Genomic DNA, 14368 nt, shown 5'->3' with positions numbered 1-14368 from the left:
AATTGGGGGGTTAAGGGAGTATAAAGAATAAAAATTCATTATACTCTTACTATTTTACTAGTTTCGTTACGACCACCAAAGTAAGCCTGACGAGCACCAGTAACTATGGTAACCTTCTTAACCTTAAGATCCTTAGATAACTGTAAACCACTTAAATCCACAACTCCATTTGTAACTTTGAAGTTTTGGGTCTTATTAGTTTTTGGGTTCACATATGATTTACCATTAATCTTAATGTTAACCTGGTTGTCACCAATTACATTGTTTGATTTGTAATCTTTGATGTTAGCTTTTATGCTTAACTTGTTGTTTTTGTTCACTGTTACTTTGTTTAATTCGATTGTCACTGGACTTCTTTCAACATTAAATGTTGTTGTGTTACGGGTGTCTGGATAGTAATTATCACTTACAAGTAATGCTTCTACGGTGTAGTCACGGACAGTGCCTGTTTTTGAGATTCCACCCATACCAGCCGGTACAGTGTACTTGTAGGTTGCAGTAGCATTACTGTTAACTGTTACTAGTACGTTTTTGCCTTTGTTGTCTTTGATTGTTTTTCCGTTGATTTTGAAGAGTACTTTGTTTCCTTCTGATATTATTGTCTTGTTTTTATAGTTTGGTGTTGTGTCTATGATTTTTGCTTTGAAAGTTATTGTCTTGTACTGTTCTTGTACTTTAGGGTTAGTGTTTACTGTTATTCTAGCGTTTCGTTTCTTGATTTGTGCGGTTACTGTGTTACTTTTTGCTTCGTTGTACTTGTAGCTTCCACTGTAGCTTGCTGTTAGGTTTTTAGCGTTACGTAGGTATAGGTCAGCATTTATTGTTACTGTTACTATTCCATCTTTTACAGTGAATTTCCATGGACTTGCTGTGCTGTTGAAGCTTCCGTCTTTGCGTAGTGTTTTACCGTTGAGCTTGAATACTAGGTTTCCTCCACTAACTGGGTTTCCGTTCTTATCTGTTAGGTGTGCTGTTAGTGTTATTGTTTCTCCTATTATTCCTTCTACTGGGTCTACTGTTACTGTTACATTGTTTTTAGTTGTTGTTACATTTATTTTTTTGCTTACTGGTGTGTAGTTAGTGTTTCCAGGGTAGGTTACTGTTATTTCTTCTGTTCCTGCCTTTGTATTTACTGGTATTACTGCTATTCCATCTTTGTCTGTTTTTGCGTTTCCTATTGTTTGTCCGTCTTTGTTTGTTACATTGACGGTAGCGTTACTGATTGGTGTTCCTAGTTTGTTTTCCAGTGTTACTATTACATTGTTGTCTTCTACTGTTCCATTGGTTGGTATTACTGTTATTTTGCTTGTCTTGTTTAGTTTGTCTAGTTGGTCTTCTAGGTCTTTTATTGTGTCCTGTGCATCTTTTAATTGTTTTTCGAGTTCTGATACTTTGTCTCTTGTTTCTTTGAGTTCATCTGCTAGTTGCTTGTTCTTGTTGTTTGCATCCTCTAATTGACTGGTTAGGTTGTCTATTTTATTGTTTGCATCTTCCAATTCTTTTGTAATATTTTGTATTGTTTTGTTTGCGTCTTCTAATTGCTTGGTTAGGTTGTTTACTGTGTCGTTTAGTTGTTTGTTGGTTTCATTTAGTTCGTCTATTGTGTCCTGTGCTTTTTCCAGATCTTTTGTTAGGTTTTCTATTGTTTTATTTGCATTTTCTAATTCTTTTGTAAGGTTATTAACTGTGTTGTTTAGTTGTTGATTTTCTCTTTCAGCTTCTTGTAAAGCAGTAATGTTGTTATTTAATGCTTCTGTTAGGTTTTCTATTTGTTCACGTGCATTTTCTAGTGCTGTGATATTGTTTTGTAGTGCTTCTGTTAGGTTTTCTATGTCTTTTGTTAGTTTATCTATTGTGTCCTGTGCATTTTCTAGTGCTGTGATATTGTTTTCTAGTGCTGTGATATTGTTTTCTAGTGCTGTGATATTGTTTTGTAGTGCTGTGATATTGTTTTCTAGTGCTGTTTTGTTTGCTTCTAATGCTCTTTCCAGTTCTGTTATGTTGTTTTCCAGATTTGTGATGTTCTGTTTAGCTTCACCTAGTTCCTGTTCGAGTTTTGTGATGTTTTCTTTAAGTTCTGTATTGTTACGTTTTGCTTCCTCTAATTCTTGTTCTAGATTAGTGATGTTTGTTTTGAGTTCTGTTATGTTTGTTTTGAGTTCTTCGATTTCATCTAGTAATGATTGTACATCATCTGCTACGTAAACATCCTTATCTGAGGTTGTACCTATGTATTCATTACTTGTTGGTAGTGTTGCTGTTGTTGTGTGTTCACCACTTGTAACTGTTGGATCGGTTATGCTGATTTTACCATTATTGTCTGTTTTACGGGTTACTGTGGTACCGTTTGGTAATTTTATTTGTACGTCAACATTTGCACCTATTGGTTGTCCGTCTTTGGTTACTGTGTAATTGATTACTACGTTTCCTTTTGTATGGTTTAGTACTTCTATTGTAATGTTTGTTTTTGGTAATACTGTTACTGTTAGTTCCTGTGTTGACATGTTGTATGTGTTGTTTCCTATGTATGTGACATTTATTGTATGTGTTCCACTTGGAAGGTCAGTGATTGTGATGTTTTTGGTGTTTTCATCATACTTGGATGATTGTATTATGTTTCCTTCTTCATCGGTTATTACTATTATTCCCTCTGGGATAATGTTGTTTGAAGTTGTGTCTTTTACTGTGAATTTGATTGCAACGTTTTCAACATCATCGGATAGGCGTTCTGCTGTGATGCTTGTTGGACGTTTAGTTACATTGAATGATGTTTTGTTCATGCTGGCCTGGTATGTGGTGTTTCCATCAAATACTGCTAATACGTAATAGTTGGTTGTGTTTGCTACAAATTCGTACTTGAATCCGTCCTCTGTAGCAGTTAGGGTTACTTCCACATCATTTACATATAAGTGAACTTTACTTGTGTCTAGTTTATTGCCTTCATTGTCTGTGAAGTTACCTGTTATTGTTACTGTATCACCCATCTTAATATTGTTTGGATCGTATGCTAGTGTTATCTTTGTTGGTGTTGTATCAGTACTGGTTGCGAGGGTGTAGGTTATGTAGTAAATGTTTTCCTTGAAGTGTTCATTTTCTTTGTCTTCAGTGATTACTAGCTTGTATGTGTGTGTTCCTTCTTTTGCTGGGAAATCTATGATTTCTGGTGTGCCTGCTTCATTTGTTAGTTTTGCTGTGCCTAAATGTTCATCATCAAGGTATACTTCTACTGTTGCACAGCCTGGTATGTGCTCATCGTTTCTGTCTAGTATGATATTGTTTGTACTGTTTACTATGAAGTTTTCAGGAGTGTTGTTTCTGAATTCATTATTGTTTAGGTTAAAGTTTTCAGTGGATAAACCTCTATTGTATATTGCTCCACCATTTACTTTATTTTTAGCATCTTCAATGTTAGGGTTTCCTATACTTGCACTGTTACTTGTGAAGTTGGAATTTGATAGTGCGAATTGACTGTTACTGTCTCCACTTACATATATTGCTCCACCATATGCCTCGTTTGCTAATCCTTCACTTCTAACTGTGTTTCTTGTGAAAGATGATGAACTTATATTAGCAAAGGTAAATGGTTGATTATAATCATAAGAATATATATTTATTGCTCCACCACTTACATTCTCCACACGTTCATATTTTACATTTATGATATTATCATCAAATTTTACATCAGAGATTGTTATGATTCCCTTAGTATCTAGGTTTATAGCTCCACCATGTGCCTCATTTAATTGGCCGGTTATACTGTTTCCTGTAAAATTGGAATTGGTTAAGTTAATATCATAAATTCCTTTAATACTTATAGCTCCACCTCTAGCCTTTCCTTCATCGTTTATTTTAGGGATAATAATAGCATTATTAACAAAGCTACTGTTAACTATACTCACTAGAGTCTCATAATTATCATTATGGATATATATTGCTCCACCATCATAATATGGACATTGATTATCCTCTGATTTTGCCCGGATAATGTTATCCTGGAAGTTAGAACATTTAATATCTAAATATACGGAAAGACTTAATGCACCACCATTTGCTATTTCTCCATTTTCGGTATTAATAGAATTCAATGTGAAATTAGTGTTATATATGGACATATTAAACACTGACTCAGTATTTTCAATAGCATCAACATATACTGCTCCACCATATGATTTTCTGAAATTATTCAAACTGTTATGTGAGAACACATTATCAGATAAATTCAAGACAATAACATTATCTCCATTTGAATAATCACGGATGCTTAAAGCACCACCGTAACCAGTTCCAGCTCCAATTGTTTTCTGATTACTAATACCATTATTAATGAAACTATTATTAACAACAGTAAATACAGCATTAGGATTAAAACCCCTTGCAATAATGTCTATTGCTCCACCACTGGATTCACCATCATAAGATCCATACTCAGAGTTATTCACATAAACAATACTATTATCAGTGAAACTAGAATCAGATATGTTAACATTATCTAAATTATTGACATTGCAGTATAATGCTCCACCATAACTGTTAATCTCTCCATATTCACCAACATGTACATTTTTTACATGGTTTTCATCTAATTCAGAATTAATAATATTTAATCTGACTGAACTAGCACCCATCTGATTAAAGTATATTGCCCCACCAGATGTAAATACACGATATCTATAAGTAACCGTTATTGTGTTATCATTGAAATAAGAATTATTAATTATCATTGCAGAAGTATCAGAACTTATCATATCAGAGTTTTCGTAAAATATTGCACCACCATATACATATAGATTATCAATTATACAGTTAGCTATAATTCTATTACCTGTAAAGTTAGATTCTTCAATTACAAAATCATTACTCTCAGTTTCATAACCATAACTATTTATTTTATCAATAGAGACTGCTCCACCATAATATTTAGAATCACTCATACCTTCCAGTGCACTTGCCTTAATAAAGTTATCCTGGAAGTTAGAGTTACTAATGTTAATAAATCCTTCAAATGTTAAAGCACCACCAGATGCTTTTTGACCATTTCCTGTATTAATAGAATTCAATGTGAAATTACTGTTAAATATGAACATATTTAACAATCCATCAGAATATACAGCCCCACCAGATGATTCTCTGAAATTATTCAAAGAATTATGTGAGAACACATTATCCGATAAATTAAATACTGGAACAACATCTGAACTAGGACTAGTACTTTTAATACTTAAAGCACCACCATAACCTATTCCAGAACCTAATGTTTTCTGGTTACTAATACCATTATCAGTGAAACTATTATTAACAACAGTAATTACAAGACCTTCATTATAACTACCATATTTAATATCTATTGCTCCACCACTGGATTCACCAACATAAGAACCATACTCAGAGTTATTCACATCAACAATACTATTATCAGTGAAACTAGAATCAGATATGATAACATTATCTAAATTATTGACATTGCAGTATAATGCTCCACCATAACTGTTAATCTCCCCAGATTCACCAACAAGTACATTTTTTACATGGTTTTCATCTAATTCAGAATTAATAATATTTAATCTGACTGAACTAGCACCCATCTGATTAAAGTATATTGCCCCACCAGATGTAAATACACGATATCTATAAGTAACCGTTATTGTGTTATCATTGAAATAAGAATTATTAATTATCATTGCAGAAGTATCAGAACTTATCATAGCATCGTTTTCGTAAAATACTGCACCACCATATACATATAGATCATCAATTAGACCGTTAGCTATAATTCTATTACCTGTAAAGTTAGATTCTTCAATTACAAAATCATTACTCTCAGTTTCATAACCATAACTTTTTAATTTATCAATAAAGACTGCTCCACCATAATAATCAGACTCATACATATCATAATCCAGCGCACTTGCCTTAATAAGATTATCATGGAAATTAGAGTTACTAATATTTATAAATCCAACTAATGCTAAAGCACCACCAGATGCTTTTTGACCATTTCCTGTATTAATAGAATTTACTGTGAAATTACTGTTATATATGAACGTATTTAACAATGCATCAGAATATACAGCCCCACCATAGGATTCCATTAAATTATTCAAAGAATTATGTGAGAACACATTATCAGATAAATTAAATACTGGAACAACATCTGAACTAGGACTAGTACTTTTAATACTTAAAGCACCACCATAACCTATTCCAGAACCAATTATTTTCTGGTTACTAATACCATTATCAGTGAAACTATTATTAACAACAGTAAATACAAGTCTTTGATCTGGATTATTGAAAGTAATGTCTATTGCTCCACCACTGGAATCAAAATCCCCTGAAGAATACTCACCCGTTGTTTCATTCACATTAACAATACCATTACCAGAGAAACTAGAATCAGATATATTAAGATCATCTAACCCATTAGTATTGAAGTATAATGCTCCTCCCTTTAGGCTATTTGAGTTATCTTCAGAATTATATATTGTAATTTTATTGTTGTTAAATTTTGATTTTGTAATGGTTAAACTATTTCGTCCATTATCCTTTTCATTTTCAATGAATATGGCTCCACCTTTTGCACTTATACTACTTGATGAAACAGTAAGTAAATGATTATCTGTGAAATTAGTGTTAAATATTACTGTATTTAACAGTACATTAGAATATATTGCTCCACCACAGGATTCCGTGAAATTATTCAATGTGTTATGTGAGAACACGTTATCAGATAAATTCAAGACTGGAACATAATTTGTACTAGAAAAGTCATTAAAATAACGAATGCTTAAAGCACCACCATAAACTTCTAAAGAACCATCGGCTTTCCGGTTACTAATACTATTATCAGTGAAACTGTTATTAACAACAGTAAAATCAAGACCATCATTATGACTATTATAATTAAGATCTATAGCTCCACCATAGGAGTTAACATTACCTAATTCACCAGTTTCCTTCCCATTTACAATCCCATTACTTGTGAAACTAGAATCAGAAATATTAACATCATCTAAAACATCAGCTTTGTAGTATAATGCTCCTCCATAACTGTTTATCATTGATTCAGTTTCAGCATTACCTGCTGTTTTTATTTTATTGTTTTCAAATTTTGATCTTGTAATATATAAACTATTATGTCCATTATTATTCCAATAGCATATAGCTCCACCATAAGCATCTATACGATTACTAACACTTTTTATACTGTTATCTGTAAAGTTACTTTCAGTTATGTTTAAGATGTAATTAGAATAATCTCCTTCTCCTTCAAAGTTGATTGCTCCCCCACTATTATCCAGTTGTTTACTATTTATTTCATTAGATTCGAATGTGGATTTTTCTATGTTCATTTTTTGTCCATGGAAATTTATTACTGTACCTGTTAAATAGAGGTTACTTGTTGCTTTGTTATTGTTGAAGTTTGAGTTTTTTAATGTTATTATTCCATCTTTCTGGTATATTGCACCATCAATATACTGGTTTCCTAGGATTGTATTGTTTGCTAGGCAGTGTGTTAGTGTTAGATTGTTTATTGTTAGATCACATTTATGGTTTATAACTAGGAAACTGTATTTATTGTTTCCATCTATTATTGCATTGTTTCCTTCTATGGTAAGCTTGTTTATTGCTTCGTTTAATAATATGCTTTGTGTTATTGTGTATGTTTGATCTGTGTTTAGTTCTACTGTTAATTCTGGGTCTGTGCTTGTTGTTAATGTATTATATAGTTCTGTGTAATCGTTTATTGCTGCTTCTTTGGTTTTCTGTTGTGTTTGTTTGTTTATAGCCTTTGTTTTTGTTGTGTTTGTTTCCAATGCTTGTTGCTTGCTTGTTTGTGTTGGTGTTGTGTCAATCGTGGTTGTTGTTGGTGTTGTGTGTGTTGTTGTTACTGTTGTTGTTGGTGTTGTGTCATTGTTTTGTATGTCTGTTGCGTTTACTGCTGTGATACATGTTAGTAGTATTATTGTTAATGCTACTAGTACCAGTTTCTTGTTTTTCAACACTTTTTTTACCTCCTATTATTTGTGTTTTTTTTTTAATTAATTTTAGATGTGATATTAATCTATTCTTCCTAAAATTTTGGAGTATGATTTGATATCTTTTCTTAAAATTAATTGATATGTAATATGTTTTTATTATTAATTATATTTTTTGTATGGAAGGAGTTCTAGTTATTGTTTAGTATATGTAAATAATTAGTGAATAACATGTTAATATGATTACATAATTATAGTTATTTACCAACATATAATTGTATAATAATAATAATCAATATAGATTTCATTCTAAAAGAGACTATTCTGTTTTTTACCGAGAAGGACTTAATAGTGATTTTATCTGATTGAATAATTATTAATTTATATTGTTAAAGATAAGAATGTATCATCGAAAAGCATTAAGAGACTGTGTAAACATATGCTTTTATTCTAAATTATAAATGAGAAAATTTAAAGGTTTTGTATTATTAGGATGGTCTTGTGATGATTATATAGTGCTAATTTTTCACTACCCTCTCTTTTTAGAGTAAAAACATTATATAATTGGTTAACTTTACATTGAGACTGGCAACATATAACAAGATTATAATCTACTAATCAGGTAGTGTCCACAATATTAGTATCTGTTGATATGATGTGCATATAATCACTAATCATATGATATATTTATCTATTAAAATTTCTGATGTGTTAATATCATATTACTTGTATTGTGTTGTATTCAGCAATTGATTACAATATGACATATACAGGATAATCGGACCCTTTTTCACATAGTTTTTCATACTATTTTTTGTCATTTAATCAAGGGATTATCTATTATCATATAAAAAGTATCTTTTGGTGTATAGCCATATTTTTCTAAGAGGTAATTCACAAACAACAGATTATATCAAAAAAAGTATAATAATCACGAGTATTGGACAAACTTTCTGATGACTTAGTTTTATTGATACTTTCTTTTTTGTTCTTTTTTAGTTAAATGGGGCTTTTTTTGTAAAATTGTTTATTCTTGTTTTTAGGTTGATTGGGGTTTGTTTTGGGCTTTTCTGGTGTGGTTTTTTATTTTTTCTGAAAAATGCTTAACAATGTTAATTTTATTAATGGTTTATTTTTAGTCCAGAATTAACCAACAGTGATTTGTTCTAAAAGGGTTGTTATTTTATGTTTTTTATTCAGGGTATTGTTTTGTATTCTTTGATTTTTTCTTTTTTAAATGTTTGATATTCGTTATTTTCATCTAAATCTATGTGTATTATTTCGAATATTCTGTTTAAGTTGTATGCTATGCTGTATAGGTTTATTATGTTTTTTACGTTTTGTTTGTTTATGAATGGTAGTTGGTTGATGTGGTATTGTTGTTTGAGTGTTCCGAAGGGTGCTTCTACTGTTTTTCCTCTTTTTTGATATTCTTCTTTTCCTTCTTTTGTTTCTAGTTTGTATTTCATTTGTTGTGAGTATTCTGATCCGTATTCTGTTATTTGTCTGTGTACGTGGCTGTCTGTGAAGCATAATTTTTTGTAAGGGCACATATAACAAGCTTCTGGGTTATTATATATTCTTTTTATTTCATAAGGGTCTGTGTCTTCTTTTTTAGCATTATTTTTTACTATGTATTTGTATTTGAAGAATAATAGTTCATTGTTGAAACATAAGAATGCATTGGTTCCTTCTATTTCTATCATGTTGTCTTTATGGAATGGGTTGGGGTTGTATTTCTTTTTATTTTCTTTTGCTTGTTTTCGATTGAGAATATATCCGTCTAATTCGTATTTTTCCAGTATACTCATGCTTATTTCGTTGTGATATCCTGTATCTGCACTAATTTTATTAAGTGGTACTGGACTGTTGTTTATGGCTTTTACTACTGTTGGAGGTAGTTGATAATGGTCAGTTGCTTTATTGGAAACATGTACAGCTAGTATTAACTTACTGGTGTATTCTGCTGCTGATTGTAGGTTGTATGATAATTTTTTTTGCCTTTTTTGTTTAACATCCAACGAGCTTCAGTATCATAAAGGGGACATGTTTTTTGTCCTGATTTTCTTAATTCCTCTTTTATATGATATAAAAAGTCAATTTTTTGATCTAACTTCATTTTATCTTCTAACAAATCACGTGCAGGTTTTTTTAATTTTTTAATTAACTCTTGATCATAATTATCATTTTCTAATATCTTTAATAAACGATTAACATCACTTTTACGAATAACATTATAACTACTATTATATGCCTTAATAATTGTTCCATCAATAGCTACATGGTCAAAATCCGTTAAATTTAAATCCAAAGCTAACTGTAATGTCATAGATAATATAACTTTATAATAACAACCTAAAAGTTTACGATAACGACTAATACTGCGACTAGAAGGCATTAAACCATTCATTATAATCATATAAGGAATATTTGAACACAATTAGACTCAATAAGTACTGGAGAAAAAATTTTCTTACAATATGAATATAAAATCAAACATAACATCCTTTCAATCGGATAACGAGGCCTACCCGTGCCTTTTTGAACAAAATCAGCACAAATCTCATCACAATAATTTTCAACAAAAAACATGATAAAAAACAGCAAATCATCATCCAAAACCAAATTAATAAACTTATTATCACGAATAAACTTACTCCTTTCCAATAAAATCTTTGAAATCATAACAAAAAACCACACATCAATAAATTATAATATAACCTATAATTCATTTATAAATTTAATAATACATTTTTATTTAAACTCTAAATTACTTATAACTTATAACTAATAAGTTATATTCAATAATAAGTAATTATAATAAATTATAATTAAAATAATATATAAAAGTAATGGAAAATAAGAAAAATAAATTATAAAAATAACGAAAAAATAATAATATTAAATAGTAAAAAAGTAATACATAATTAGAAAGAGAACATACAACTAAAAAATACAAAAATAGAGAAAAATATAAAAAATATTATAAAAATAAGCGATTTAAAAGTTTTGTCCAATACTCAATATATGAAAAAAAAATAATTTATTTCTTCTAATAACATCACAAGATTATCATATTAGTGTTTAAATATTATGTTTTATTATTTAATCTGGACATATTAAATAATATTTATATAATAACTATTGTTAACATAAGTATTTTAGTTAATACCTGTTATAGTATTATATATGAAAAAAGAAGGCTTAATTATAATAGGAGTGATTGTTGCAGTACTTTGTATTGGAGCTGGAGCTTATTTATTGTATAATTCATCTCCCGAGTATATGAATATTACAATGAATGGTGTGACTTTTGAAGTTCCTAAGAGTAATGTGACAGTATTAAATCAGACAGAACATTACAGTATCTATAATGATACTGAGAAAGGTGTTGCAATCTTTGTATTTGACAGTACAGATGCTACTTTAAGTGATATGAGTGAAGCAGCATCATTTGCTGGTACACGGGATGCTTTCCAGATTGGAGCACAATTACAGCAAAACTCTAACATTACATATAATCATTCAGATACTATGAAGGTTTATACTTACCTTACAAATTATGGGCATAAAAATGTTTTCATAATTACTAAAAATAAGGAGGATATGGAGCATATATTATCCAGTATAAATGTAAATTCGGTTAACTCTTCCCTGAATGAGACAAGTAACAGTACTAATGATACAGGTAGTGTAGAATATTCTAATTCTACGAAAAAATCATCTTCTTCTGGTTCTGAGATTGAAAGTGAAAAAGTTAAGGAGAATTTACAAGCTGGTGATGGAAGTTATTATCGGGAGGTTACCTATAAGGATGGTAATTTCAGGCAGTATGATACTAATGGTAAGCTGATTGGAAGTAGTTATGATAGTGATCAGGGAAAATTAAGGGAGCTTTATGGTTCTGACATTGCAGGATAATTTTTCTCCCTCAATTTTTTTACCTTTAGATTATAGATATCCTTTTTTGATGAATTATTTTATATTTTTTTTCTTGTTTTAATATGTTTATGATTTTTTGATGGACTTTTTTTATTTAGTATTATTAATTACTGCTGGAGCTACTAGAACTAGAACCACTACTTGAACTGCTGGATCTACTTGAACTGCTACTGCGACCATGATCGGGATTTTCATCAAAAGGATAATCTGGTTCAATTGGCCATAGATCCTGATCTATATTTGGTTTTGGTTGATTGTTTGAAGGTTCGGTTATCTGTGACTTATTTTCTTCTGATTTATCTTCTTTTTTAGTTGTTGGTTTGTAAGTTATTGTTTCGTTTTCTGATGAATTATTTGTTGTGTTATTATTTAATGAGATATTTATTTCTGTTGCGTTTGTTGAGTTATTTTTAACTGTTTGTGTTGCAAATCCGGCATAACCTAGTATTCCTACTAGTATTAATGCAATTATTCCTATGATTATTAGGTTGTTATTTTTTATCATGGTTATTCATCACTTTTTCTTTTGGTTAATGTGATTATGTGTATTATATTATTTTTTTTGTATTTTATAGTAAGGGTTTTTTAATATTGTTATTTTTTAGAAATTTGATGTGTAAACTCCTGTTTTTGGATTATATGATTCTTTCATTCCGCCTTTACTTTCTATGTGTTGAACACCCTCTGAGTCTGTGTATTCTCTTATGTAGTCTCCATATTGTGCGGACCATTTGTATCCATTATTTGAATTTGATTTTGAACTGCTCTTTGAATTACTTTTTGATGTGGACTTAGTGGTTGTGGATGTGGTGTTATTTGTATGGTTTTTTGATTCATTTAATGTTATGTTCGTAGTATTATTTGATGAATTATTAACTGTTTCATTAATTTTTGCTGTATTATTGTAGGAGATGATTGTGAATGATAAGATTGCTGCACATATTATTGCCGTAATACAGATGATTATTAAATTTCTTTCATCCATGAGTTTTATCCTCCTTGATTATTAGTTGTATGTTGTTATTCCATTGATGGTGAGTCAACATGGTCATTTTCAAAGGATGAACCTATAATTTTTCCATTAGTATCGATTTGTCTGAAGTTTCCATCAGCATATTCTACTTGCCTATAATAACTACCGTCATCTCTCTGATAATTATATTGTATTTCATCGCTTATTATCTCTGGTTCATTGGATTTATTTGTTGATTTGGATTTTTTTTGTGAGGATGTTTTAATGCTTGTCTGGTTGTCTGTTGTATTGTTTGTATTGTTAACTGTTATGTTTATCTCAGTATTGTTTGTTGTGTTATTATTTGTTGTTTGTGTTGTGAGGCCTGTGTATATTAGTATTGTAAGGAGGGCTATTGTAATTATTCCGATTATTATCTTGTTATTAGTTTTCATAAGGTTTTGTCCCCACGTTTGGTTAAGAGTATGTTTTGATATTTTTATTTCATCATACTTCTTTGTTTGGTTTTTTATTTATGGTGTGGTTTTATATTGTTCCATATTGTTTTAAATTCTTTTATGCTTAATGCTTCTTCCAGGTTCATGTTAATATGTGATATTATTTCGGGATTATCTGTATTGTTTAGGTATGTTTTGTTTCCTATGTTTATGAGGATCCAATCAGTGTTTTGTTCTTTTTTTAGTGGTTTGAATTTTTCTTTTTCCAGATATTGCTTGAATTTTGTGTAATTATTTTTTAATTCTTCATCTTTAACTAGTAGGCTTGAGTTTCCGTCGGATAAATGTTTTCTATCCTTGTTTGTTTTGTTTTTTCTTGTTTTTTTATGTTTTTTTAGTATGTTCCATATGTTTTTGAATTCGTGTGTTTTGAATGCATTTTCTAGTGTTGTGTCTAGGAAGTCTGTTGCTATTTTTACTCCTAGGGGTTGTAAGGCGTAGCACATGCTTTCTGTGTTCACATATATATAGTTTATCTTTGGTAGTTTTATGTATTTTGTACTCTGGAATCCTTCATCTTCGAGGTAAGTTAATAGTTTTTCGTCTTCTTCTATTAGGAAGCATTTGTTTCCGTATAATATTCGTTCTTGGTTCATTTTTATCATCCTCCTTTGATGTGGTGGATACATAGTGTGTGTTTTGTTGTATTTTTTTTTGAATTTAATAATTGTTTGGAATAATATTTTAGTATATGTTTTTAATTATTATTTTATGTTATATCTTGTTTTATTTAATATGGTGAATTATTATTAATATTTATGTAAAATATAGTTAGATAATTATATATTTGTATCTTTTATTATATAAATATGGAATAAAAAAATAATATATATTTTATTATATATTCCATTTTATTATTGAAATAGAAAAATATCCGGATAAAAATACTGCATTATCTTTGTTCATAATGATACACACTAGAATTCTAATTAACAAAATAATTAAATACATATTTAAATAATAATTTAATTATATTAATA

Annotated in this window: 8 protein-coding genes; 1 reads left to right on the top strand and 7 read right to left on the bottom strand. The window is 29.8% G+C overall.

All coding sequences use genetic code 11. The features are described from left to right. Positions 1 to 38: 38 nt before the first annotated feature. The 3 genes from PXD04_RS16375 to PXD04_RS16365 all read right to left on the bottom strand — a co-directional run bounded on the left by PXD04_RS16375 (position 39) and on the right by PXD04_RS16365 (position 10305). A complete protein-coding gene (locus tag PXD04_RS16375; RefSeq protein ID WP_323735892.1) occupies positions 39 to 8000 on the bottom strand; it encodes an Ig-like domain repeat protein in 7962 nt (2653 codons plus the stop codon). Positions 8001 to 9172: 1172 nt separating this feature from the next. Beyond that, positions 9173 to 9997, bottom strand: a complete 825-nt coding sequence (locus PXD04_RS16370) for a transposase (RefSeq protein WP_323735891.1) — start codon at positions 9995 to 9997, stop codon at positions 9173 to 9175. After that, positions 9922 to 10305, bottom strand: coding sequence for a hypothetical protein (locus PXD04_RS16365; RefSeq protein ID WP_336470728.1), 384 nt, complete (start codon positions 10303 to 10305; stop codon positions 9922 to 9924). The genes PXD04_RS16370 and PXD04_RS16365 overlap by 76 nt, the downstream gene beginning before the upstream one ends. Before the next feature lie 860 nt (positions 10306 to 11165). Between PXD04_RS16365 and PXD04_RS16360 the strand changes: the two genes are divergently transcribed. Then, positions 11166 to 11897, top strand: a complete 732-nt coding sequence (locus PXD04_RS16360; protein WP_323735889.1) for a hypothetical protein — start codon at positions 11166 to 11168, stop codon at positions 11895 to 11897. A gap of 124 nt (positions 11898 to 12021) precedes the next feature. Here the strand turns inward: PXD04_RS16360 and PXD04_RS16355 are convergent, their stop codons facing one another. The 4 genes from PXD04_RS16355 to PXD04_RS16340 all read right to left on the bottom strand — a co-directional run bounded on the left by PXD04_RS16355 (position 12022) and on the right by PXD04_RS16340 (position 13984). After that, positions 12022 to 12423, bottom strand: coding sequence for a hypothetical protein (locus PXD04_RS16355; protein WP_323735888.1), 402 nt, complete (start codon positions 12421 to 12423; stop codon positions 12022 to 12024). A gap of 96 nt (positions 12424 to 12519) precedes the next feature. Beyond that, complete coding sequence (locus PXD04_RS16350) at positions 12520 to 12903, bottom strand: hypothetical protein (RefSeq protein ID WP_323735887.1); 384 nt, start codon at positions 12901 to 12903, stop codon at positions 12520 to 12522. Between the two features lie 35 nt (positions 12904 to 12938). Then, positions 12939 to 13325 carry a flagellar protein, FliL gene (locus PXD04_RS16345; RefSeq protein ID WP_323735886.1) on the bottom strand — a complete coding sequence of 129 codons (387 nt, stop codon included), beginning with the start codon at positions 13323 to 13325 and terminating at the stop codon, positions 12939 to 12941. 74 nt (positions 13326 to 13399) lie between these two features. Then, the gene (locus PXD04_RS16340) at positions 13400 to 13984 is read right to left on the bottom strand and encodes a hypothetical protein (protein WP_323735885.1); all 585 of its coding nucleotides are present in this window, start codon (positions 13982 to 13984) and stop codon (positions 13400 to 13402) included. Between the last annotated feature and the right edge of the window lie 384 nt (positions 13985 to 14368).

It is taken from the genome of Methanosphaera sp. ISO3-F5 (assembly GCF_034480035.2).
Taxonomy (GTDB): Archaea; Methanobacteriota; Methanobacteria; order Methanobacteriales; family Methanobacteriaceae; genus Methanosphaera.
Note: the sequence above shows the minus strand (reverse complement) of the source record. Positions and strands in the feature narration are given on the sequence as shown.

Coding starts and splice junctions, on each gene's coding strand:
- PXD04_RS16365 (WP_336470728.1), bottom strand. CDS start 10,305: ATGACATTACAGTTAGCTTTGGATTTAAATTTAACGGATTTTGACCAT.
- PXD04_RS16360 (WP_323735889.1), top strand. CDS start 11,166: ATGAAAAAAGAAGGCTTAATTATAATAGGAGTGATTGTTGCAGTACTT.
- PXD04_RS16355 (WP_323735888.1), bottom strand. CDS start 12,423: ATGATAAAAAATAACAACCTAATAATCATAGGAATAATTGCATTAATA.
- PXD04_RS16350 (WP_323735887.1), bottom strand. CDS start 12,903: ATGGATGAAAGAAATTTAATAATCATCTGTATTACGGCAATAATATGT.
- PXD04_RS16345 (WP_323735886.1), bottom strand. CDS start 13,325: ATGAAAACTAATAACAAGATAATAATCGGAATAATTACAATAGCCCTC.
- PXD04_RS16340 (WP_323735885.1), bottom strand. CDS start 13,984: ATGAACCAAGAACGAATATTATACGGAAACAAATGCTTCCTAATAGAA.